This window comes from Parapedobacter brassicae, assembly GCF_051400755.1.
Lineage (GTDB): Bacteria > Bacteroidota > Bacteroidia > Sphingobacteriales > Sphingobacteriaceae > Parapedobacter.
This window is the reverse complement of the sequence record NZ_JBLFFL010000003.1, coordinates 666648-691598: the sequence shown is the minus strand read 5'-3', so window position 1 is coordinate 691598 and position 24951 is coordinate 666648. Positions and strand designations below refer to the sequence as shown.

Sequence of the window (24951 nt, the reverse complement as noted above, 5' to 3'; positions counted from 1 at the left end):
AACTTATCCAAAGCTCTCTAATACAGAAAGGGTATGCAATACCTGATTTAGTGTATATTTAGCTCAGTCCAATATGATGATTCGCTTCATTTTTTGACCGTGCGTTTAGACAAATATTTACGGATCGGTTCATCGTAAAACCGCATTGCCAGATACGCGATGAACAATAATCCAATAGTGGCTAGTATAATCACGCCTGTTAAATCGCGGGGTTCCGGTTTGTTTGCCAAGAAGAAATTTCCAAAAATCCAAATGGCGAAGTAATGCGTCATATACAGCGGGTACGAAATCCGTCCTGATAAATCACATACCTTTGCTAATCTTGGCGATAGCGTTGCACCGGCGCCCAACGAAACCAGCAATGGGAAATAGCAGAGCACAATCAATAGCTCCACCAGCCAGTTTTCAGCAAAATAAGGCATCATCAGCGCCGCTAACAGCAGGATAGTGAGGCCCACGAAGCCCAGTTTGTTTCGGATGATCCACCGATTCCTGAAAATCAGCATCCCCATCAGAAACGAATACGAGATACGGGCCCCGCCGTGCCAAAAGTTATCCGCGCTCCACCCACCCAGCAGGTTACCCGTTTGGTATGCGATTTTTCCGAGTACAATAGCCGCCAGCAGCGTCAATACATAAATAACCCGCTTATTCAGCCGAACCAGGACCAACGCATAGCAGATGTTAGCCATGTATTCCCAGAATAAGGACCACGAAGGCGCATTCAGACCAAAGACATTGAAGCTCCTATCAGCCATGGTTGGATTCGGGATCAGCAAAATCGATGTCACGAACAGCAGTGCGATCTGCGGGAGGTTATATGAGGCGAGGTTATCCACATATGGGTCCAGCAGAAACCCCAACAATCCCAAAACAGACCCCAGGATCACCAGTGGATGCAACCGGATCAACCGGCGTTTAAAAAACTCGAGTATTCCCATTTTCGCCAGCCGATCGTCATAGGCATAGGCGATGACAAAGCCCGAGAGACAGAAGAAAAAGTCTACCGCCAGAAAACCATGTCCAATGAAATTCAAGCTGAAATCAGTATACATCCATTCCATAAAATGGAAGATCACGATCCCGATAGCCGCAATACCGCGGAGGCCATCTAATATACTAAAATGCTGTTTGGTGTTCAGTGTTGTCGAAGGGGTGGCGCTCATTATCTATCGGTAAACAATTGAATGGGTAGTTTCATGTTCGGATTTTCCAAAAATAGCAATATTTCATTTAGATGCACATCCGATGGATGTTGTATCAATTAAACTCGTTTCTTCGTTTAAGAGAAAAGAACCAATAGCAACTCATGACGACCGATAAGAAACTGAATGGAAAAGTAGCGCTGGTGGCGGGCGCTACCCGGGGTGCCGGTAGAGGCATCGCACTGGAATTGGGGATGGCGGGAGCCACGGTATATGTGACGGGCCGCACCACGGCCAACCGACAGTCTGAATATGGCCGGCCGGAGACCATTGAAGAGACGGCCAAGCTGATTACCGACACAGGCGGTGTGGCAATACCGTTGGTGGTAGACCACCTGGTGGATGCCGAAGTAAAAGCGCTTGTAGACCGGATTCGGACAGATCATGGTCGGCTGGATATCCTCGTCAACGACATTTGGGGTGGTGAGTACCTCACCGAATGGAACAAACCTGTGTGGGAGCATTCGCTGCAAAAAGGACTGCGCCTGCTTCACCTGGCGGTAGATACGCACCTGATCACTGCTCACCATGCGTTGCCGCTGCTCATTGAGCGCGAAGGCGGACTGCTGGTAGAGGTCACCGATGGTACGGCCGCGTATAACAAAGACAACTATCGGTTATCGGTATTCTACGATTTGGCTAAAAATGCGCCGATACGCATGGCATGGGCGCATGCCAAGGATTTAGCTGCCTATAAAGCCACGTCAGTGGCCGTGACACCGGGATGGTTGCGCTCCGAGATCATGCTCGAGCATTATGGCGTATCGGAGCCCAACTGGGAGGAGGCAATTAAGCAGCAGCCGCACTTTGCCATTTCCGAATCACCGCGGTATATCGGCCGAGCATTGGCGGCCCTCGCCGCCGATGATAATAAGTTGCGGTGGACAGGTCAATCCGTCTCGAGCGGGGAACTGGCCATTCACTATGATGTAAGGGACGTGGATGGATCGCAACCTGACTGCTGGCGTTACCTCGTAGAGGTGCAGGATGTGGGAAAACCAGCCGATACCACGGGCTATCGGTAAAATCTAGTTTGTTGTAGAAATCATTTTTTCCTTGACAACGGATGAAGACTATTTTTGACAATCTAACCCGGAAGCTGACCGTCGTTGCATTGTTATTTGCGACTTATACGCTGTTTGCGCAACAGCAGATGCCACTTACCTGGCGCGACATTGCGGTGCCTCTACCACCGGCGCATGCCAAAAACATAAAAAAAGATTTTGGGGCCAAAGGTGACGGCAAAACCGATGATAGCCCGGCGTTCATGAAGGCCGCAAAGACCGGGAGCGCCATTGTGATTCCCCCGGGCACCTACCTGATCAATACGCCATTTGAGTTCACGAGCGGGTTGCAGTTGTATGGCGTCGATAATCCCGTATTGCACATCGTGTCCGAAACTGGGTTGACCGCGCAGGGTGTCCATGATGTCGGTTCTTTCGGTATCGTGTATCGAGGTAAGGGGATCCAATTTACCGGAGGTGCCGATGGGTACGACCGGCGTCTGACCTTCATCGGCAATACTTTTGAGCATATCTGGGATGGATCAAATGGAATAACGGCCAAGTACGTCTCCGACCTCGTGCTCAGAGGCAATAAATTCATAGACATCATCGGTATCCCCGGAGGTTGGGAGCAGTACAGGGGGAGGCCATGGAACCCCGATGGGAGCGGTTTCTGGGCGTTTGGGTTCGGCGACCACATCGATCTGAGCTTCAACTATTTTGAACACATTGGTTATAATGGCCTGAAAGGATTTTTCAACGGTCCGGATGTGTCGCATGATTTCCGGTCGACCAACAATGAATTCCGCTTTATCCACCGCATCGCGTCTGAATTTCAGCATTGCAGCAATAACGAAAACGGCTGCTTGACCAAGGGCGGCGCGGGGAGCTCGGTCGTGGCACCCTACATGGCGAATAATTTTGCGTATGACTTTTGGTACCCTAACAAAGTGACCTTCGGGATGAGTTGGCCGATCGACCAGAACGTCAACGGCGTGTACATGAACAATACGGTTATACAGACCGAGCCTTGCTGCATGGATCCGGATAGCCACCTGGGCTATGGCATCGAGGTGAGCGGCTATGCGGTGCTGGCGCAGGGAAATGTGGTCGGCATCAGTTCATCAACGGTCAATAACGGCTTTGGTTGGGGAGCGTCCATTGGCACCGACCGGCTTTTCGGCGGATTGATCACCATGAATGTAATCTGTGGACCGAACAGCAAGATCCACCAAGGTGCAGACGGCGGGCCGACCGATAATGCCACCCCGCATAATTTTGTGGATAGCCGGGTGTGCCCCTGCAAAGACGGTGATTTGGCCAAAAGCGATATCCGGGCAGGTTGGGATGGCCGACACCTCTGGGTAGTAAGCAATTTATCAATCATACATGTGGCATTTTATGTGGGAGATGCGGATGTGCCTGAGAAGATACAGACCCAGCAGGATGCCAACGAAAACTTCGCCGAGGATCGCAGATGGCACTATTCCTTTGCCCGCACGGGCACGGTGAAGGTGAGGGCGGTGATCGCGGATGTTTCGGGACAGTGCAAAACCGTTGTTTTTTGACAGAGGGATTTTAAACTTGCCGCTGCGAACCGATCGACTGAACCTCCGAAATAGCATGTATTTTTCAAAAATTTGGAAGTTTAAAATATATTTCTGTACTTAGCGGGTACGTTACCGATTATAATCCTTAATACTCAATTTTAAGGGAGCGCTTATGCATGTTGTGTGCAGGAATTTGGCGGCAGTTCGTATTGCTTGATTACGGGTACGTACCCGATATGTAAAACGACCAACGGACGCCATTTGCGCAATGTGCTTATAGGACAAGAAACAACTAATTGATATAGGCATGAAAAAAACGCGTTATTTTCTTTGGCTTTTAAGCTTAACAGCTTGGGGTACGCTGGCCGTTCCGGTCGCGCGAGCGGGCAGTCCGTTGCCGGCGACCGGTGTTCGGATGCAGCAGGGTGTATCGGGCACGGTGAGGGATGCCACCGGTGTACCGCTGGATGGCGTAAGTGTCACGGTAAAACGGACCGGGTCGGGTACAGCAACCAGCACGGAAGGCAAGTTTACCATTGAACAAGTTGAGCCCACCGACATGCTGGTGTTCAAACGCATGGGCTATAAGGAGCTGGAGGTGGAGGTGTCTGGCAAGACTAGTCTGGACGTGGTCATGGAGGAAGATGTGGCAGGGCTCGACGAAGTAATCGTGGTTGGCTATGGGACACAAAAGAAAAGCTCGGTCACGGCCGCTATCGCCAAAGTGGAAAATAAAATACTGGATCAGGTTCCCGTGGGGCGTCCTGAATTGGCATTGGTAGGCCGGTTGGCGGGTGTAAACATCTCGAATACGCGGAGCAATCCGGGGTCTGCCCCCATTATCCGCGTGCGGGGGTCTGGATCTATTTCGGCAAGCAACGACCCGTTGGTCGTGATCGATGGATTCCCTGGCGCGAGTATGAGCAGTGTCAATATGAACGACGTGGAATCCATTGAGGTGCTGAAGGATGCATCTTCCGCAGCGATCTATGGTTCGCGTGGATCGGGCGGGGTCATCATCATCACGACCAAAAAGGGCACGATGGGTAAGCCGCAGCTTGAAGTAAACGCTTACGCAGGTGTTAGCGAGGCGCTTGGCCACGATGATTGGATCACGGGCGATGAATTTCACGACTATGTGGCTAAGTACATGAACAGGGAATATGCCTGGCAGGGTGGCGACATCTCGGTGCCGCTGTGGGGCGATGAACGCCGCCCGCCCAACTTCCGTGTCAACCCGGTGATCCGTGAGGGGGACTATGTGTGGGAAGATATCTTGCTTCGCCCAGCGCCGATGCAAAACTATAGCCTTTCGGTGCGGGGTGGGACAGAGAACATCACGTATTATATCTCCGGCACGTATCGGGATGAAAAGGGCACGCTGCTGAACACAGGTTACAAGAATTATGCTTTCCGGGCAAACTTGGATGCCAAGCTAACGTCCCGCGTCCGTGCCGGTTTGATGGTCAGCCCGAATTGGGCCGATCGGCAGACATCGCCTGTCACCATGGAGGCCATTGTCAAAACATCGCCGTTTGTGTCGCCTGACCCATATCCGGATGGGACATACCCCCGCCCGCTGGATTATTGGGGCAATTCGGTGTCCGGGCAGGTAAGCCCGCTGGCCACGTTGTACGGCACGTTTAACACCTCTTCGTCCATGAATAATGTGGGCGAAATGTATGTCGAGGCCGACTTGTTGAAAGGACTATCCATCCGTTCTTCTTTTGGGGCCAATATTACCTACGGCATCGCCGAAAATTTCCAGGCTGCTATGGCTACTTCCAACGGACTTAACTCGGGGTCGGCCAGAGACACGCGATCCATCAACCTGTTAAATGAGAATGTACTGCGGTACAGCAATGATTTTGGCGGGGATCATGACTTCAACGCGATTCTGGGCGCTTCTTTCCAAAAAGCTACGTCACGCACGGCGCTGCAGACCGCCGTGGCGGGCAGTTTCAACAACGAGACGATCCGCACGCTGAACAATGCGATCATCGATCCGTCACGTTCGTATACGACCAAGTCGAAATGGGGGTTGGTCTCGTATTTCGGGCGGGTCAATTATGCCTATAAAGGCCGGTACCTGCTGGCGGCCTCCTTCCGTACGGATGGCAGCTCCCGGTTCGGCCCGGACAACCGATGGGGCAATTTTCCCTCGGCTTCCATCGCGTGGCGCATTTCGCAGGAGGAATTCCTGCGGGGCAACCGGGTGATCAGCGAACTGAAGCCGAGACTCAGCTACGGCGTGGTAGGCAACTTCAATATCGGTGATTTCAGCTATTTGGGTACGGTTTCGGCGGTATATTACTCGCCAGATGATGTCTTGACAAAAGGATGGGCGCAAAATGCCATAGGCAACGCCGGATTGCAGTGGGAACGAACGGAGAGCTACAACGCGGGGCTTGATTTGGGTTTGTTTGATAACCGCATCACGATAGCGGCTGACTATTACCGCAAAAAGACCAGCAACCTGCTATACGATGTATCGGTGCCCGCTATTTCCGGATTCCCGACAGCGATTGTCAACGTCGGGGACATCCGCAATACCGGTTTTGAAGTGGAATTGAATTCTCGGAACCTGACCGGTGCTTTTCGGTGGGAAACGGCCTTTAACTTTTCGAGAAACAGGAACGAGGTGGTCGATCTGGGAGGGGTAGACGAAGTGATTAATACGCATTCGCGGGGGATGTCGTGGATCCTGCGGGTGGGTGAGCCGATGTTTTCATACTATGGGTATCGGTCGCTGGGGGTGCTCGTCGACCAGGAAGATGTCGATCATTCGCCCATCATGGCCGGTTCAAAGCCGGGGAACACCAAGTATGCCGATGTGGGCGGTCCGGATGGGGTGCCCGATGGGCAGATCACGCCGGACGACCGGGTGATACTGGGCAGCTACTTGCCCAAAGCGACGCTGGGCATGGTCAATGACTTTTCGTGGAAAAATTTCGACCTCAGTATTGCCATGCAGTCATCCATCGGAGCCAAGCTGTACAACCTGGAAAACCTGTATTACCAGGGTGCCACGGTCAGCGCCATCAGGCGGTCGTTGGTGGAAAACCAGTGGTGGTCTGAAAACGAACCAGGCAATGGCAAGGAGCCCGCAACGGCGCTGAGCCAGCTGGCTTGGGTGTCCAACAGTGATTATTACCTGGAAGATGCCTCGTTTGTCGCGATCCGCAATCTGAATCTGGGCTACCGTATACCGCAGTCGTTTTTGGAAAAAATAAAGATCAATAACCTGCGCGTGTTTGCCTCTATCAGCAACCTGCTGATGATTACCAAGAAGGGATTCCACGGATACAATCCGGAAGGTTTTACCGGCGGGGAGGTCGACGGGATAAATAGCATGCCCGGGTTCAACAATGGCTCGGAACCCATCAATAGGGTGTATACGTTTGGAGTCAATGCAAATTTCTAACCATAAGCAATCGCACGATGATATGTAATCTCATCAATCAGTTGACCAAGGCTGTGTCGCTGGTTTTTTTCTTGTGCTTCTTCAGTGGCTGCAACCACATATTGGAACTGACACCGGATTCAGAACTGACGGAAGTGAATTTTTTCAAAACGGCGTCCGATATGGATGGTGCGGTGTTGGGTATCTACAACAATTACCAACGGCGGTTTCCGCGGGACTGGACGATTTCGGAAATGCTTTCAGATAATACCTACCGCACGGGTTATTTCAACATCGGTGGCATCGACGAACTGAATAATCTTTCTATTACTTCTGAGAATCCGCTTTTTGCGAGCTTCTGGCAAACGTGCTACGAGGGGATCTTCCGGGCTAATTCAGTCCTTTTTTATATAGACAATCCGGCCGATTATGCGGAAAGCCAAAAAGAGCAACTTACCGGAGAGGCGCTGTTTATGCGGGCGCTGCTGTACTTCGACCTCGTGAAGCTGTTTGGCGGTGTGCCCCTAGTGACATCCAAACTCTCGGTAGAAGAGACGTATGATATACCGCGCGCTGCTGAAAGTGAAGTGTATGCCCAAATCGTGCAGGACCTGGAGCAGGCCATGGCGTATCTCCCGGCAAAAGCGGATATGCCTGCCGGACGGACGAGTAAAGAAGCGGCCGTTTCCTTATTGGCCAAGGTACACGTGTACCTGAAAGATTGGGCGGGTGCCAAAAACTACTTGGATATGGCGGCGGGTTTTGGCTTCAGCTTGGAGGCTGACTTCGGATCGCTTTGGTCCCTCGGTACTGAAAACAACAGCGAGATCATTTTTGCCATGAAATACCTGGACGGCGAGAACGGACACGCGCTTTCTACGGATTTCCTGCCGTATTTCGGGGTGTCAGGCATATCAGCCCGTGGCAATGAAAACATCTTCCCGACCTGGAGCCTGTATAAACGATATACTGATGACGATGCGCGCAAAGATGAAACCATTACGCCGTATTGGAAATCGCCCAACAGCCCCCCGGCCGACCCCCCGGTTTGGTACCCGTTTGTGAGCAAGTTTGCCGTCCAGCATACGCCGAATGCCAGCGGGCTGGACCTGCCTGTGCTTCGATATGCTGATCTGGTGCTGCTCAGGGCGGAGGTCCTGTACAACCTAGGTCAGCCGGAGCTGGCCCTAACCGAGATCAATCGCGTGCGTCAGCGGGCTTTTGGCAACGATAGCCACGATTATACGATGGCCGATATCGCTACTGAAGAGGCGTTTATGGATAAACTCCTGTTGGAGCGGCGCTTGGAATTTGCCTTTGAAAATGAGCGTTGGTTTGATCTGGTCCGGACAGGCCGCTACCTGACTGAACTGACAACGGTAGAGCGATACTACAATCCCTCCGATGGGTCTGTTCAGGTCGTAACGCTCCATCCGGAAGAACACCATCGGTACATGCCGATTCCGCGTAGCCAGATCGACTTGGTCGGGAGTGAGGTACTGCAACAAAATGAAGGATATCACTGATGGACCGGTCAAGAAGGGATTTCATTCGGCAGTGTGCCGTGGGGGGAATGGCCGTTGCCGTCGGCCATTCCCTCCCTGTTTCGGGTCAGGAGACAGCGGAGCGGCCGTTGTTGTTTTTTGATGGGTTCACCTGTATTGGACCCAAGCGCAATAAGCACCCCGCTGAGCGATGGAGCTTGAAGCATCTGGTCGATGAAATGGAACACTGTTCGATATCGGGCGCGTTGGTGGGGTATACGCTTTCAGTAAACTATGACCCCATGTACTCCAACCTCGAGCTTTGCGAGTTGCTGAAGCCCTATCCGTATTTATTTCCGGTGTGGAACCTGTTGCCAGCAGATACCGAAGAGTTTCCGGCTCCTGAAGCGTTGGGTGCGCTGATGAAGCAGCACGACGTACGGGCGGTGACGTTGCATCCTTCTACGAACAACTGGGATTGGGAAGCCGCCGGGGCAACTGATTTGTTGAGCTGGTTAACGGAGAACCGGGTGCTCACGGTAGTCCGCGTCGAGGAGTTCGGGGGGTTGGGAGGCATCAAAGCATTGCTTAACCGCTATCGCAGCTTACCTGTGTTGCTGACCGGCGTGGTCTGGTCTGCCCAGCGGATGCTGCTGCCCATGCTTGCAACGTATGATAATCTCCATATCAGTTTCGATAATTTCCAGATCAATGAAGGACTGGAAACCCTGTGCCAAGACGGCTACGTCGATCGGTTGGTGTTTGCTTCCAATGCGCCTACCATGTCCATGGGAGCGCATCGTGCTTATGTCGACTATGCGGCTGTGCCCCGGGAAGACAGGGAGAAGATCGCGGGGGGTAATCTCACCAGGCTGCTGCACGGCAAACGTCCTCCCGAATGGCGGGAAAATAAGTCAGAAGATTCCTTGATGCGTGCCGTGCGCCACGGCAGGCCCGTGCCGGTACCCGTCGTTGACATGCATATGCACATCCTTCACGAAGGGTTGCATGGGGCTGGATGGCATTACCGTATGCACAATGGTGGTCCTAAGGGCGTATTTGCCCTAGTGAAACGGCTGGGATATGCCGGCGGGGGGATCATGAGCTGGAACGGCGTGGTAAGCGTGGATTCGGCCGGAGGTAATGTTACGGCTACGCAGGCGTTGGACGTGGCGCCTCCGGGATATTGGGGACTGGCAAATTTTGATCCGTCGCATTACTCGCAGGAAGAGCTGGCGGTGATGATTCCCGAGGTATATAAAGACAAACGCTTCATCGGCATGAAGCCCTATCCGTTTTATGGCATCCCGTATCACGACCCGGCCTATGATGTCTGGTGGAAATATGGCAACGAGCATGGTTTGTACGGCCTGTTGCATAGCACGCGCTCGGACTTGCAGGAAGTGGAGACCTTGGCACCGAAATACCCCAACGTGCGTTGGGTCATTGCGCATGCCGGAGGGAGTTTTGCCATGGCAGATAGGGCCATAGCAGCCATGCGGAAGTATCCGAACATCTATGCGGAGATCACACTGACGCCTGTCCACCTCGGTATCATCGAATACCTCATGGAGGGTGCGGGAGAAGACCGGATCCTCTATGGATCGGACCTTCCGATGCGCGACCCCCGCCAACAACTGGGCTGGGCGGTATTTACCCGGTTGCCTGTGGAAACGAAAACCAAACTACTGGGCGGAAACGCATGGCACGTCATCAAACCGAGTATGGATCGGCTGCCGACTTATAACATCCCCGAGCACTATCGGGACGGTCGTAACCGCCCCCGAAATCAGGGGGCGGTATAGCTCCGGTAGCCGGATTCCGAATTATTCGTACCCCGGGTTCTGCTCCAATGAAGGATTGCGCTGCAATTCGTCGTCGGGCAGCGGAAACAGCAGGTGCGTCTCGGCATAAGTAGCCCCAAAGCTGTTGCGGTGACCGATGACGTTGACGAAACTGATCTGACCGCCCGCCGCGGTGACCGGGTACTGCCGCGTACGTTGGATATCGGACCAGACCTGAAATTCAAAAAGCAGTTCCCTAAGCCGTTCCTTCCATACTTCCTGTACGAACCTCTCGGGGCTGAGGCCGCTCAACTGGGCCTTCACCTGCGCATCAGTCTGCTGCCAGTATGCACGCCCCCGCACTTGGGCAAGGTAATCGATGGCTTCGGCTGTGACGCCTTCGGAGCGCGCAATGGCTTCGGCGGCGATAAGCAAGACGTTGGCGTAGGTGATAATGGGCAGGTCTTTGCCAGAGGTGGCGGTTTCCACCGATGCTTGCTCGTCAAACCAGAGGTGGGGTGCCGTGTCGAAGTTGGCCACAGTACCGTTTTCACGGGTGCGCGACGAATGAAAATACTGCTTTTCTTGTATACGCAGGTCCTCATCGGGGTCATACGCCCGCAATAGCCCGGCGGTGGGACGGTAGGCATTGTTAAAAATGGCATAGGCCAGTTCGGGTGCCATGCTCACGGGGAAGGCGTATTGGGTGTAGCCAGAGTTTTCGATACCGACAGCGTATTCAAAATAGTAAATATGCTCGTTGGGCAGGTTGTCTGCCATCCGTGCCTTGTTGTAGGCACTGTTGGCGGCATCCACGGCGCCCCCTGCATTGCGTCCATGCTGGGTGAGGCTGTATGTACCGCCATTGATGACCGCGCGGGCTTCCCGGGCGGCATCGGCATAGTGGTCTGCCTGCAGCGGATAGCCGCTCATCGTGAGGTATACCTCAGCCAAAAGCGATTGTGCGGCGCCCTGCGTGATGCGGTTTTCGTTGCTGCTCATGGTGGTGCCCGCAAGTCGGCCTTCCCCGGCGGCGAAGGTGAGGTCCTCCGTGATGAGGGCATATACCTCGGCCACCGACGCACGTGCGACATACAGGTTTTCCAGGTTTTCGTAGGGTTCGGTGATCAGCGGCACGCCGCCGAAATAACGGACCAGGTAATAGTAATTCATCGCCCGGAAGAAGCGGGCCTCGGCCAGCAGCCGATTGGCGTCGGCTTCAGGCAGTCCCGGCGTAGTGGGGATGTATTTGATGGCATTGTTCGCCCGTGAGATACCGAGGTACATATCACGCCAGAACCCGCCGAGGTAGCCCGACATGTTGACGCTATTCAGCGTGAGTTGCTGGGCGTGCTGCACGTGTATTTCTTGCCCTTTGTAGTCGTTGTCTACCAACCCCGATAGATAAGGTCCAAACATCAGCCGCGAGCCACCGTAGACGCTGGCACCGAATAAAGACGGTACACCCGATCGGTATAGGGCATTCACGGAGTTGTAGGCATGCTCCGGATTCTGGAAAAACTGGTCGGGGGCAATCTCGTCCTTGGGTACCTCGGTGAGGAATTCTGAACAAGAGGTGGCCAACATCCCCGCTGAAAATATGATTGCGATAAACTTTTTCATCTTCTCGAAATTGTGTGGGTTAGAATTGAAAACTAGTACCTAAGGTAAACGTCCGCGGATTGGGGTATTGGAAGAAGAAAATATTCTGCCCCCATTGGTCGCCGCCCCAGGATGTGGCCTCTGGATCGTATCCTTTGAAGTCGTCTGACTTGACCAGAAATGCATTCTGCACGCTTGCATAAATGCGGAATCCCCGCAGGTTGAGCGTTTTCAGCGTCAGGTCACCGAAGTTATAACCAAGCGAAATCAGATTGCCGCGCAGGTATGACCCATCGGCGACCCAATGGTCATCTACCTCGCTGTTCTGTCCCGAATAAGGGCCATTGCGGATCTGCTGCACCATGGTATTCTGGTTGTTCTCCGTCCAGCTGTCATACAGGGTGGTGGCCAGCCCGTTGGACAGGCCGGTGCGGTCTTCCATGGAGTGTGTAAATTGCTGCAAGATATCCGCACCATATACAAATTGTAGGTCTACAGTGAGGTCAAAATTTTTGTAGGTCACGTTATTGACGAAACTCCCCACCCATTCGGGCAGTCCGTTGCCGATGATCGTGCGTTCGGCGCTGCGCTTGGCCACGCCCGGTACTGCACCCACGGCGGCCGCTTCTTCGGCTTCGTCGGTACCCCAGGTGCCCAGGCGCTGGTATCCCCAGAATGAACTGAGGGGCTCACCCACGCGCAGGATGGTCTGGCTGCCCGATACCCAGTTGGGACCGGGGAAGATGTCCTCGTCATTTTCGCCAAGGGCCTCAATGCGGTTTTTGTTGTAGCTGAAATTAATGGTAGACTGCCAGGTCAGCACGTCATTCGCTACCGGGGAGCCGCTGACCAGCACTTCGATACCCCGGTTGGATACCGAGCCGATGTTGTCCCGTACACCCGTGAACCCGGTGGTGGTGGGTACGGGCTTGTCCAGCAGCAGGTCAGTGGTCAGTTTGTAATAATAGTCGAACGCCACCGTCAGGCGCCTGTTGAATAAGGCAAGATCGAAGCCGACGTCAAACTGGTTGGTCTTTTCCCATTCCAGGTTGGGGTTGGGCAGGCGGTTGACAAAGCTCTGCGATACCCGCGCACCATTGAGCAGGGTGGTACCCGTGGAGATGGTGCCGAGTGACTGGTAGGTGGGGATCTCGGTATTGCCCGTCACGCCGTAGCTCGATCGGACCTTCAATTCATCCAGCCCCTCCATATCGGCCAGGAACGGTTCCTCGGAGAGTACCCAGCCCACGCCCGCCGAGGGGAAGATGCCATATTTGTTGTTTTCGCCAAACCGCGATGAGCCGTCCATCCGCCCGGTCACGGTCAGCAGGTACTTGTTCTTGAAGCTGTAGCTGCCGCGCAGGAAATAGGAGTTCATCGCCCACTTGTCATACGAGGAGTTCGGTGCGCCCGGCTGGCTGGCCGACTGGATGGCGTTGAACCGGAAGAAATCGTCCGCAAACCCTTCTGCCGAGATGGAGTTATTCTCATAGACACGCTGCTGCCAGCTGAGCCCCAATACCGCGTTGATGCGGTGATCCCCGATGTCCTTGTTGTAGTTGAGGTAGGTTTCTTCCTGCCAGTAAAACGAACGCTGGTTTTCCAGGTAAGCGCGGCCCAGCGGCGACGAGATGTTGATCAAGTCCGTGGGACTGTACTCCTGGATGTTGGTATCGTGCTTGTCAAAACCGAACTGCGTGCGCAGGTCGAGCCCCGGTAGGATGTGGAACGTGAGGAAGGCGTTACCGAACAGCTGCTGCCGCTTGCGAATCCTGTCCTGTGTTTCGAGCACATGCACCGGATTGGGGATGGCCTCCAGACCGAACGGATCGCTGATCATGCTACTGTTGGCCCAGGTGCCATCCGGAAACTTGACCGGAAAGATGGGAGCCATTTCGAGCATGGACCGGCGTGGCATCTGGTGGCCGCCGCCTTCCTCGAATTCGTTTTCCTTGGTGTAGTTGGCCAGCAGGTTGATGCCCAGCGAAAGCCACTCTTTGGGCTGGGCATCATAGGCAATTTTGCCGTTGACGCGTTCCAGCCAATTGTTGAGCATGATGCCCTGCATATCAGCGTAGTTGATAAATGCGCCGAATGACGAATTCTCGGCCTTGGTCTGCACCGAAAACTGGTGATTATGAGATACGGCCGTGCGGGTGGCCTCTTCCTGCCAGTCGGTATCATACAGCGGATTGCCCTGCGCATCGAACAGCCGCGGATCCGTGCGGGTGAGCGTGGGGATATTGGCTGTGCTGTATTTGGAGTGGTTGGCAAACCCACGCTCGACGACTTCCAGAAATTCGGCCGAATTGAGCACGTCGATCTTGCGCGGCAGCGTACCCACATTCACAAACCCTTCATAGCCGACGATCGTGCCGGTCACGCTGGCACCCCGCCGGGTGGTGATCAGGATCACGCCGTTGGCTCCACGGGCACCGTAGATGGCTGTGGATGATGCATCTTTCAGCACCTCCATGCGCTCGATGTCATTGGGATTGAGGAATTGGATGTTTTCCATCGCCACGCCATCAACCACAAACAGTGGATTGGAAGAGGAGTTGATGGTACCCAACCCCCTGATCAGGATACGGGGACTGCCGGAGGGGGATCCGGAGTTGAGGAATACGTTTACGCCCGCCACGCGGCCTTTCATCCCCTGCAATGCATTGGTTACGGGGGCCTGTAGCAGGTCGTCTCCTGATAATACCCCTACAGAACCGGTCAGGTCTGATTTGCGCTGTGTACCGTAGCCGACCACCACCACTTCGTCGATTTGCTGGTCGGTGGCCGTCAGCTGTACATCGAACGTGCGGCTGTCGCCCACGCGGATCTCCTGCGGCTGATACCCCAGGTAGGTGAATACCAACACCGCATCCGCCGAGGGCACTTCAATGCTGAATTGGCCGGATTCATTGGTGGTAGTACCTCCGGTTGCGCCCTTCACCGTCACACTTACCCCCGAAAGCGGCGGATTGTCCCCGGTACCGCCCGCCGACCTCACCGTACCCGTAACGGTAAACCCGGATTGGCCAAAGCCGACAAAAGGAACCAGACAAATCATCATTGCACAGCAACTGCGCAAACCTGATTTCATCACGTTAGCCAGAAAATTAAGATAATGATGCATCATTTTAAATCAATAATTGGTGTGTGTTGTTAGTGTACATGAAGCGTTTGGACCGCCCAACCGCCATGCCATTGGTTCGTTCGTAGTAGTCTACTTGGTCAAGTGAACTAAAACGATTTGAGAATATACAAACAAGCAGAAAAATTGTTTGCCGTTAACCAAAGAGATACCCCAGCAGGTAGTAAAGAATAATGAAGATGATAATGGTGCCGAAGCAGCCAAACCCGAGTTTCTTGGCTCCCCATCCGGCAATCAATGCCCTGAATAATTTGTTCATAACCCCTGCGTTGTTTTGAAGTAAAACAATAAATCGGTGAGAAAGTTAGGTTGTCGGATAAAAATAAGTGTAGCTATAGCGAGGAGCCGGAAAGCGGCGGCGAAAAAAATTTATCCGTACATTGGGCACCGCTACCACGGAGGGCGTGCGCAACCCGGCGGTAGCAGCAGACCGATTGATAACACATGGATAACGAATATAGCACCATCAAAGCAGCCTTATTGGCTGCCTGTAAGCAGTATGTAGCCCAACGCCTCGCCAACGCCCAGCAGGCCATCGCATCGGCAAGCGATGCGGCCGCAGATGATACCAAAAGCAGTGCGGGAGATAAATTTGAGACCACCCGCGAAATGATGCAGCAGGAAATCGGCAGGCATCAGCAGCTGCTGGCGGAAGCGCAGCGGATGGCGCAGGTATTGGCGGCGCTGAATGCGCGCCCGCAAACTGGACCAGCCAAACTGGGCAGCCTCGTGGAAACCAGTCGGGGAACGTTTTTTCTGGCGATCAGTGCGGGCCGCCTGGACATCGGCGGCCAAGCGTTCTGGGCGGTCTCCACTGCCTCCCCAATGGGCCATCAGCTGATCGGCGTCGAAGCGGGCGATCACGTCGTATTCAATAACCTTGAATATGTGATTCATCAGGTTGTTTAACCCCTATGTTTCCACCAGCTGAAATTTTTTCGTTTTTCATTTGAGTAGTTTATCCGATTTTGCGGTCTTATTGGTATAGGATGATGAACATACCAGTAACGATAATATAGTATAGATGGAAGAACTGACCGAGCAGGCGTCGCCCTACACCGACCTGGAGCACCAAAGCATTGCTTCACTGCTGACCAACATCAACCGGGAAGACCAGCGGGTGGCGCTTGCTGTCCGCGAAGCCATCCCGCAGATCGAGGCGTTTGTCGCCGCCGTAAGCGCACAGATGAAGCAAGGTGGCCGCCTGATTTACATCGGAGCGGGCACTAGCGGTCGCCTAGGTATTTTGGATGCTTCGGAATGTCCGCCTACTTTTGGGGTACCGGCGGATCGGGTGATGGGGCTGATGGCTGGCGGCGACCGCGCAATCAGAAAGGCGGTGGAATTTGCCGAGGATGATACGCGGCAGGCTTGGCATGACCTGGAGGCGGTCGGAATCGAGGCAGATGACGTGGTATTGGCCATCTCGGCCTCGGGGTCAACACCCTATGCGCTGGCCGCACTGGAGCAGTGCAACCGGCACGGCTTGCTGACGGGATGTTTGGTGTGCAATGGCGGAAGCCCCATGGCCGGGGAGGCGACGTACCCCATCGTGGTACGCACCGGCCCGGAGTTCGTCACGGGTTCTACCCGCATGAAGGCGGGTACGGCGCAGAAGATGGTGCTCAACATGATTAGCACGTCCGTAATGATTCAACTGGGCAGGATAAAAGGCAATAAGATGGTGGATATGCAAGTGTCCAATATTAAATTGAAAAAACGCGGCATCGCAATGCTAATGGAGGAAACCGGGATGGATGAAGCCACGGCCGAGCGGTTGATCGTCGCGCATGGCAGTGTACGCAAGGCAATAGAACTGGTGAATGCCTAACCCCCGAGCGATAAACATGGCGATCAACGGATCCAATATCAACGAATTATTCAGGCAAATACAGGCCGGAGAGAAGAAGGCGTTTGACCAGGTATACCTGCAGCACTTCGATAACCTCAAGCGGTTTGCGCTGCAATACCTCAAAAACGAGGCCGAGGCCGAGGAGATCGTGTCGGAACGCTTCGTGCAGCTCTGGTTGCGGCGGGCGACCCTGGCCGATATCCATAGTCCGGTATTTTACCTGTATCGTTCGGTAAAGAATGCTTGCCTGACGTACCTGAAGCGTGAAGCCAAGTACCCCCAGGTGCCGATAGAGGAGTTGGGGGCTGCCGAGGCACAGGTGACTGCCTCGGCAGATCCGGAACAGGTGCTGGAGTATAAGGAACTGCTGGCCTACCTCGATCAAGTGGTGGATAACTTGCCCGACCAGCGGAAGGCGATTTTCAGGATGGTCAAAGAAGATCGGCTGAAATGCCGGGAGGTGGCTGAACTGCTCGGCTTGTCAGTACGCACGGTAGAAAATCAGGTCTACCTGGCTGTGAAGCAGCTCAATGAGGAGGTCGAACGTTATTTCAATTCGGGTAGCGCGGGCGGATCGCTGCGGCAGCTATTGTTATTGCTCATCTAATGTCATGAACCAAGAAGACTTCATACGATCACTATCGCGCAGGCTCACCGATGGGCTACCGGCCGCGGAAGAACAGAAATTCAGGGAGATGTTGGCGGCCAACGCGGCATACCGGCGCCAAGCTGATGTGCTGACGCGGTATTTCCGCACAGCATCCCGGCCCAGCATGGCCAACCGGATCAAACTGACCAATATATGGGATACGATCGAAGCGGCAGATGCGCCGGCAATCACAGCCGATACCCTAAGCGGCCGGCCGGTCGCCGGTACAAAACCGGTCCGCTGGCGGCGGGTTGCGGCGGCCGTGTTCCTATGCTGTAGCATCGGGTGGGCGGTCTACCAATATACGGACCGATCGGCGCGCCCGGCATGGGCGGAAATCGCCACGGCAAACGAAAAACAGTGGGTTACCCTAGATGACGGCACCACCGTAGTGCTCAATCATGCTTCAAGCATCCGATACAATGGGGATTTCGGGGCCGATAAGCGGGAGATCATCTTGAAAGGTGAGGCCTATTTTGAGGTGGCCAAAAATGAGCGGGTACCGCTGGTGGTGCGGGCCGGCCAGCTGAGGGTAGCGGTAAAGGGTACCACGTTTCATGTACACGCTTATGAGGGTACGCCCAGGGCATCCGTGTCGTTGATTGAGGGGGTAGTGGAAGTGACCACAACCGATGGCTCGGGCAAAAAGATGTTACTCAAGCCGCTCCAGAAACTGGAGGTCGGCTGGGATACGCAGCGACAGTCACACATCCGCCTGCTGTCGCTACCCATGGATTCGCTGCTGGCAGAGGTGAAATGGTCGCGGGACCTCGATTCGCTGGTCTTCCGGAAGCAGAAATTGAAAGACCTCGTGGTGCAAATGGAGGAAAAATACGCAGTAAAGATTGAGATACGGAAGGAGGCATTGAAAGATAAACGCTTTAGCGGCACGTTCGATGATGTAGACCTGAAACAGGTGTTGGAGGCGCTTCGGCTGTCGTACCCATTTCAGTACCGGATGGAAGGAGATAAGCTGGTAATCATCGAATAGGCCATGACATTGAAGATTTTCATCAGTTTACTCCTCTTCGGCTGGTGCTGCCCCTGGTGTGCGGCACAGGAGGGCACCATTAGCATCAGATCGGGGAAGCAGTCGGTAGTGTCCGTATTGGACCAGATCACCAAGCGGTCGACGTACCGGGTGGTCTTCAGCGATGATGTGGTGAAAGAAGACCTGGCGGTTTCACTTCCGGCGGGTGAATACACGATTACGGTCCTGCTCGATAAGATATTGCCACCACATGGCTTGTTTTATCGCGAACTATCGGGTAACTTGTTAGTGGTGGGCGCCCGGAGCATGCAGGGCATGGATGAACCGAAGGATATGATGCTACCGGCACTGACGGGTCGTGTCTTCGATGCCGATAGCGGGGGAGCACCTTATGTATCGGTGCGTTTGTTCGCCGACAACCGGTTTCTGACGGGTACGAATACAGATAAACAGGGACAATTCCGGCTCCACCATGCTTTCAAAACGGGTCAGACGTATGCCCTGCGGCTCTCGGCCATCGGGTATAAACCTGCCGAAATGCGGTTTATCTATCCGGATACGGCGTCGGTGGCCGACCTGCGTTTGGTACGCGAACACTATACGCTCAACGAGGTGCAGGTGAATGCGCAGAAACCGGCTGTTGAGCGGCGGGCCGACCGCTTTATTGTCAATGTCGAGGGTAGTGTACTTGAAAATGGAAGCAACGGCCTGGAAATCCTGCAGAAATCACCCGGCCTGTGGGTGGATCCCAACGGTGCGATCAGCCTGCGCGGCCAATCGGTATTGGTGATGGTGAACGATGTGGTGCAGCGCATGTCGGCTACCGACCTGGCGGAGTACTTGCGGGCGCTGCGGTCGGAAGATATTTCGAAAATTGAGATCCTACCGAATCCTCCGGCTGAGTTTGAGGCGGAAAGCTCCGGTGGAATTGTGCATATCATCCTGAAAAAAGGGCGCAACGAAGGGTTTATGGGCTCGGTGAATACCCAGTATCGGCAGCAGGTGGAGCGCCCGCTCTATGGGATAGCGACCACCGTGAATTATAAAATCAAGGATTTTTACGCTTTCGGGTCGGCGAGCTATGGCAAGGACCAGAGTGAATATATCGCCACGAATGATATTCATTATCCGGATCAGAGCGTATACAATAGTTTCACCGCGCGGTACAACAACAACGACCGGGCCATGCTACGCTTAGGGGCGGTGTATGACTTCCGTGCAAATCAATCCATCGGCCTTCAGACTAACATTAATAAGGGTTGGATGCTCCAATATTTCGATACCGACATTGCATTGACGGATGAGCAGGAGGTGGTGGGCGGCCTAGCCAATTCGGAGTGGACGAGGACGCCGCTGTTTGGCAGCTCCACGCTGAATTATTCGTTGAAAACGGATAGCTTGGGATCGGGACTGAAATTCATAGCGGATTATATGTACAGTGAAAATCCGAATACCAACTTGTTCAGGTCGCAGTATGACGACCCGCAGCAGGATGCCACCTTTCGCAATGCGACGCCGAGTACGACACGGCTATACAGCGCTCAAACGGATTTCACGCAGCTGTTCAGCAACCGGATGCAGCTGAAGGTGGGGGTCAAGTATACATCGACTAATCGCGACAATGAGGTCCTCCACGAAAACTTCATCGCCGATGACTGGGTGCTGGATCCGGGGCGCAGCAACCGCTTTCTTTACAACGAGCAGCTGGTGATGGGCTATACATCACTGGAACATAAATATAAGCGTACCAGCGCGCAGTTGGGACTGCGGGCCGAGCAAACGATCATGGATGGCAATTCGGTGACGGCTGACATCGCATTTCGGCGATCATACCTCAACCTGTTTCCTTCAGTGTTCATCATGCATGAGCTGGATAGCGCCAAGAAGACGTCCTTGCTGCTCAATTATACCCGTAGGCTGAGCAGGCCATCGTTTGCCGCGCTCAATCCGTATCGCCTGCAATTTTATGATTACCTGGCGCAGATCGGCAATCCGGACCTCCTGCCGGAATACACGAATAAGGTGGAAACGGGCATCACGTGGGGCAGTGGCCTATCGTTTGATGTGTATTTCGCGACGACAAGCAACATGATGGTTCAGTATGCGGAGTCGGTGGACAAGATAATCGAATACCAGATCCGCAATTTTGACAATAGCTACACCTATGGGGCGAGCTTGTTTGCCCCCATCAAGGTGAAAAGCTGGTGGTCTATGACCAACAACCTGCATGCGTTTACCACGCGCTATCGTCTACAAGATGTCGATTACCGCCGGGCGTCTTTCAACGCTACCACGTTTCAGGTCTTCAACATCAAGAAGATCGGCGATGCGGACATCTTTGCCTATTACCGGTCGCCCTATATCACTGCAAACTCCCGGATGGCCAACCAGTTTGCCGTGGATATCGGGTATACCAAGCGGCTGCTCCAAGATCGGGGCCGCCTGCGGCTGTCGATCACCGACGTGCTGAATACCGCTCGAGAAAAAAACGTCACGGAGGATAACGGCACCACGATCTACTTTTATCAGAAAAGGCCTACGCGCACGGTTGGCCTATCCTTCAGCTATACCTTCACCTCGGGCAAGAAATTCAGCAATAAGAAAATCGAACAAAGCGCCGAAGACGAGCAGCAGCGGATCGGGAATTGATCGGGAATTCTCCCAAAACAAAGGCAGCCTCCCTGCATAAAGGGGGCTGCCTGATCTATATATACTCCGCGGAGGGCTTGCTTATCGTGCCGCGACGGCCGCATTCAGGGTGTCAAGGCTATTGGCGCGGGCTATGGCTTTTGAAAATTGGGCTTCTGCTTCGCGCAGGAGGGGCAGGGTCTCATCGTTGACGAGGGCAGCATACTTTTTCTTGGCCTTGTCAAATTTTTTCTTCTCCTTTTGGAGTTCTGCTTGCAGCATGGCCTGCAATTTGGCGATTTCTTTCTGTTCGTAAGCATCCCGCTGGGCATGCTTTTCGACGTACATGGCCTCAATTTCGGCGATGGCCTTCTTGCTTTGCTCTACGCGGATGCCCTTGTCGATGTCTTGCTGATAGACACCGATGAAGAATGCCTTGTCTCGGTCGAGCTCGGCATGGTTACCGCGGGTTTCCCGGATGCGTGCCTCGGCTAGTCCATACTGGTTCCAAAGGACGGTGACATTGCGCCGATGGAAGCCGATCAGTTCTTTAAAGGCGGCGACGGTCTTCTGATCGATGGTCCGCTCAGTGCGGTGTTCCGTGGTGTGGTTGGCGGTGTACGTACTCGCTACGCTGCTGCCTACTGTTGCTGCGCACAAAATGGCGCTCATTACGAATGATTTCATGACTATTGAATTTTGTTTTTTTTTCGACGTTCTGTAAATAAGACGACAGGCACCGAAAAACGTTGCACGCATAAAAGGCGATAATAGACAAACGGGCATTAATTGTCGACGAAAGGAAAGGCGATTAGACGAAAGGCGGGTTTCCCTAGACGAAGCGGGATCGAGAAACGGTGTTTTTCTTGATGAAGTAGATGAGGATGGTTGCTCTTTTTTCGAAGCCCAGCTCCGAGTAGATGCGGATGGCCCGGGTATTGTCCGATTTGACGTGGAGGAACGGAATCTCCCCTGCGGATTGGATACGGTGGACCTGCCTCATCAGGAGTTGGGTGGCCAGGCCCCTGCCCGTGTGGTCGGGATGGGTACATACGGCACTGATCTCGGCATAGGGTTTGGGGTGGAGGCGCTGTCCGGCCATGGCAGCCAGCTGCCCTCCGTCATAGATGCCTTCGTAATGCCCAAACCGGATGGTGTGCTGCGCAAAAGGTCCGGGTTTGGTCAGCTTCGTCAGCGCCAGCATATCGGGCACATGGGCGTCTTCCAGCGGGATTGCGCCTGTTGATATTGCCGACAGCTGGACCGGCCGGGTGCAGACCATCTGCAAGATGTTCATGCGCACGACCACATTCCACTGCGGCGGAAACATGATTTCGGCGGGGGAGAGCACAGCTAGGCGACTGTCAAAAGGAACCGATTCGTACAGGACGTGGAGGTTGTCTACTGTGTTTTCCTGCATGGCGGCGAAGGGGGAGACATCGGGCCAGAAGTAGGCGATGCTGCCGTTGCCGTGCGCAAGCGATCGGTTGCCGGAGTGCAGGGCGTGCCATGCGGGGTTGTCTAGCGGGTGGCTCATCATGGGACTACGATATCTTTTCCCAGGCGATGCCGGGTTCACTGCGGGTGAGGTATTCGCGCAGCACAGCATTTTCGGGCCGGGCGAGCGAGGGGTCATCGTCGAAGATGCCGATGACGCTGTTACGCGCCTCGGTGAGCAGGGCCTGGTCGGTGGTGAGGTCGGCCAGCTTGAGGTCCAGTACACCGCTTTGCTGGGTGCCGGCAATGTCGCCGGGACCGCGCAATTGCAGGTCTACCTCGGCGATCTCGAAGCCATCGTGGATGCGCACCATGGTTTCCAGGCGCAGCTTGCTATCCTTGCCGAGCTTGGCGGCCGACATGAGGATGCAGTAGGATTGTTCGGCTCCGCGCCCCACGCGCCCGCGCAGCTGATGGAGTTGTGACAGACCGAAGCGTTCGGCGTTTTCGATGACCATTACCGAAGCGTTGGGTACGTCCACACCGACTTCGATGACCGTGGTGGCCACCATGATCTGGGTCGCTCCTTTGACAAACCGCTGCATCTCAAACTCCTTGTCTTTTACGGGCATTTGGCCATGTACGATGCTGATGTGGTATTGGGGCAGCGGAAACTCCTTCATCAGCGTCTCCAGTCCCGCTTCGAGGTGTAGCAGGTCCATCTTTTCGCTTTCCTTGATGAGCGGATAGACGATGTACACCTGTCGGCCCTTGGCAATCTCTTCTTTCATGAAGCCGAACATGCGCAGGCGGCTGCTTTCATAGAGGTGTAGGGTCTTGATGGGCTTGCGGCCTGCGGGCAGCTCATCGATGACGGAGATATCGAGGTCGCCATAGAGGGTCATCGCCAGCGTACGGGGGATAGGCGTGGCGGTCATCACCAGCATGTGCGGGGGGATGCTGTTTTTGCGCCATAGCCGGGCGCGCTGCTCCACGCCGAAACGGTGCTGCTCGTCGATGACCACGAAGCCCAGGTTTTTGAAGCGTACAGCATCTTCAATGAGGGCATGGGTGCCCACGAGGATGTGCAGCGTGCCGTCTTCCAGTTGGGCATGGATGATACGCCGGTCCTTCTTGGGCGTCGAGCCGGTGAGCAGCTGCACAGTGGCGATCTCGCCGCCCAGTAATTTCCGGATGCTTTGGTAATGCTGCTGGGCGAGGATTTCCGTGGGCGCCATCAGACAGCTCTGGAAGCCGTTGTCTGCGGCCAGCAGCATGCTCATCAGCGCCACGACGGTCTTGCCGCTGCCCACATCACCCTGCACGAGGCGGTTGAGCTGGGCTCCTGAAGCGGTATCCTTGCGGATTTCCTTGATGACCCGTTTTTGGGCGCCGGTAAGCGCAAAGGGGAGGTGCTCGTGGTAAAAGCGGTTGAACCGCTCGCCCACCACATTGAACCGGTGGCCGCGGAATTTGTGGGTGTTGAGCAATTTATTTTTCAGGAGCTTCAGCTGGATGAAAAAGAGCTCATCAAACTTGAGCCGCCGGAGCGCTTGCGCAAGTGCCTGCTGGTCACGCGGGAAATGGATGGTCGCCAAGGCCTGGGGCAGCGGCATGAGCCGGTGCGTGTGCAGCAGGTAATCGGGCAGGGTCTCCTCGAGCTGCGGAGCAATGCTTTCCAATGCGGCGGCTTGCAGGCGCTGCAGGCCGCGGGTGTCAAGGGTGTATTTCTTGAGCTTCTCGGTAGCGCTGTATACGGGCTGCAGGCTGAGGTTGCCGGTCTGCTTGGCGCCGGGATGGTATATCTCCATCTCGGGGTGCGTCATCGACAGCTGATTGTTGAACAGGTTGGGCTTGCCGTAGATGATGTAGGCGGCACCCACTTGCAGGGATTTCTTCAACCAGGTGATGCTTTGGAACCATACCAGCTCCATCATGCCGGTGTCGTCTTTGAAATGGCCGATGAGGCGCTTGCCCTTGCGCTCGCCCGCCTCCTCGAGGTGGACGAGGCGCCCGATCACCTGCGCCGCGGGCATATCGGGGTGCAGCTGTTGGATTTTGTGGTATTGCGTGCGGTCGATGTAGCGGAATGGGTAATGCCGCAGCAGGTCGCCGAACGTGTGGATGCCCAGCTCGCTTTTGAGCACCTCGGCACGGCTCGGACCCACACCTTTGAGGTATTCGATCGGGGTTATGGTGCTGAATGGGGCCACAACT

17 protein-coding genes are annotated in these 24951 nt (G+C 54.5%); 10 read left to right on the top strand and 7 right to left on the bottom strand.

The genetic code is table 11. The features are described 5' to 3' along the window. Positions 1-86: 86 nt before the first annotated feature. Positions 87-1166, bottom strand: coding sequence for an acyltransferase family protein (locus ACMGDE_RS12225; RefSeq protein ID WP_436833070.1), 1080 nt, complete (start codon positions 1164-1166; stop codon positions 87-89). A gap of 143 nt (positions 1167-1309) precedes the next feature. Here ACMGDE_RS12225 and ACMGDE_RS12220 point away from each other — a divergent pair, with 143 nt between their 5' ends. From ACMGDE_RS12220 to ACMGDE_RS12200, 5 genes are all read left to right on the top strand, one after another. Beyond that, positions 1310-2230 (top strand): SDR family oxidoreductase, encoded by a 921-nt coding sequence (locus ACMGDE_RS12220; RefSeq protein ID WP_436833069.1) that lies wholly within the window; start codon positions 1310-1312, stop codon positions 2228-2230. 41 nt (positions 2231-2271) lie between these two features. Then, positions 2272-3777, top strand: coding sequence for a glycosyl hydrolase family 28-related protein (locus ACMGDE_RS12215; RefSeq protein ID WP_436833068.1), 1506 nt, complete (start codon positions 2272-2274; stop codon positions 3775-3777). Positions 3778-4066: 289 nt separating this feature from the next. Continuing rightward, complete coding sequence (locus tag ACMGDE_RS12210; RefSeq protein WP_436833067.1) at positions 4067-7183, top strand: SusC/RagA family TonB-linked outer membrane protein; 3117 nt, start codon at positions 4067-4069, stop codon at positions 7181-7183. Positions 7184-7200: 17 nt separating this feature from the next. Then, complete coding sequence (locus ACMGDE_RS12205; RefSeq protein ID WP_436833066.1) at positions 7201-8688, top strand: RagB/SusD family nutrient uptake outer membrane protein; 1488 nt, start codon at positions 7201-7203, stop codon at positions 8686-8688. Further along, positions 8688-10451, top strand: a complete 1764-nt coding sequence (locus ACMGDE_RS12200) for an amidohydrolase family protein (protein WP_436833065.1) — start codon at positions 8688-8690, stop codon at positions 10449-10451. The genes ACMGDE_RS12205 and ACMGDE_RS12200 overlap by 1 nt, the downstream gene beginning before the upstream one ends. Before the next feature lie 21 nt (positions 10452-10472). On the opposite strand, the gene ACMGDE_RS12195 is transcribed toward ACMGDE_RS12200, so the two are convergent. The 3 genes from ACMGDE_RS12195 to ACMGDE_RS12185 all read right to left on the bottom strand — a co-directional run bounded on the left by ACMGDE_RS12195 (position 10473) and on the right by ACMGDE_RS12185 (position 15436). Then, positions 10473-12053, bottom strand: coding sequence for a RagB/SusD family nutrient uptake outer membrane protein (locus tag ACMGDE_RS12195; RefSeq protein WP_436833064.1), 1581 nt, complete (start codon positions 12051-12053; stop codon positions 10473-10475). Positions 12054-12072: 19 nt separating this feature from the next. Then, complete coding sequence (locus tag ACMGDE_RS12190) at positions 12073-15096, bottom strand: SusC/RagA family TonB-linked outer membrane protein (RefSeq protein ID WP_436833063.1); 3024 nt, start codon at positions 15094-15096, stop codon at positions 12073-12075. 217 nt (positions 15097-15313) lie between these two features. Further along, the gene (locus ACMGDE_RS12185; RefSeq protein ID WP_436833062.1) at positions 15314-15436 is read right to left on the bottom strand and encodes a hypothetical protein; all 123 of its coding nucleotides are present in this window, start codon (positions 15434-15436) and stop codon (positions 15314-15316) included. 185 nt (positions 15437-15621) lie between these two features. On the opposite strand from ACMGDE_RS12185, the gene ACMGDE_RS12180 reads away from it, so the two are divergent. The 5 genes from ACMGDE_RS12180 (at position 15622) to ACMGDE_RS12160 (ending at position 21318) form a co-directional block, all read left to right on the top strand. Continuing rightward, positions 15622-16086 carry a 3-oxoacyl-ACP synthase gene (locus ACMGDE_RS12180; RefSeq protein WP_436833061.1) on the top strand — a complete coding sequence of 155 codons (465 nt, stop codon included), beginning with the start codon at positions 15622-15624 and terminating at the stop codon, positions 16084-16086. Between the two features lie 115 nt (positions 16087-16201). Then, positions 16202-17008 carry an N-acetylmuramic acid 6-phosphate etherase gene (gene murQ / locus ACMGDE_RS12175; protein WP_436833060.1) on the top strand — a complete coding sequence of 269 codons (807 nt, stop codon included), beginning with the start codon at positions 16202-16204 and terminating at the stop codon, positions 17006-17008. A gap of 16 nt (positions 17009-17024) precedes the next feature. Then, positions 17025-17636, top strand: a complete 612-nt coding sequence (locus ACMGDE_RS12170; protein ID WP_436833059.1) for an RNA polymerase sigma-70 factor — start codon at positions 17025-17027, stop codon at positions 17634-17636. Between the two features lie 4 nt (positions 17637-17640). Further along, the gene (locus ACMGDE_RS12165; RefSeq protein ID WP_436833058.1) at positions 17641-18669 is read left to right on the top strand and encodes a FecR family protein; all 1029 of its coding nucleotides are present in this window, start codon (positions 17641-17643) and stop codon (positions 18667-18669) included. Between the two features lie 3 nt (positions 18670-18672). Continuing rightward, positions 18673-21318 carry an outer membrane beta-barrel protein gene (locus ACMGDE_RS12160; protein ID WP_436833057.1) on the top strand — a complete coding sequence of 882 codons (2646 nt, stop codon included), beginning with the start codon at positions 18673-18675 and terminating at the stop codon, positions 21316-21318. Between the two features lie 81 nt (positions 21319-21399). On the opposite strand, the gene ACMGDE_RS12155 is transcribed toward ACMGDE_RS12160, so the two are convergent. The 3 genes from ACMGDE_RS12155 to recG all read right to left on the bottom strand — a co-directional run bounded on the left by ACMGDE_RS12155 (position 21400) and on the right by recG (position 24947). Then, positions 21400-21984 carry a hypothetical protein gene (locus tag ACMGDE_RS12155; protein ID WP_436833056.1) on the bottom strand — a complete coding sequence of 195 codons (585 nt, stop codon included), beginning with the start codon at positions 21982-21984 and terminating at the stop codon, positions 21400-21402. 145 nt (positions 21985-22129) lie between these two features. Further along, complete coding sequence (locus ACMGDE_RS12150) at positions 22130-22834, bottom strand: GNAT family N-acetyltransferase (protein WP_436833055.1); 705 nt, start codon at positions 22832-22834, stop codon at positions 22130-22132. Between the two features lie 7 nt (positions 22835-22841). Further along, positions 22842-24947 (bottom strand): ATP-dependent DNA helicase RecG, encoded by a 2106-nt coding sequence (gene recG / locus ACMGDE_RS12145; RefSeq protein WP_436833124.1) that lies wholly within the window; start codon positions 24945-24947, stop codon positions 22842-22844. Between the last annotated feature and the right edge of the window lie 4 nt (positions 24948-24951).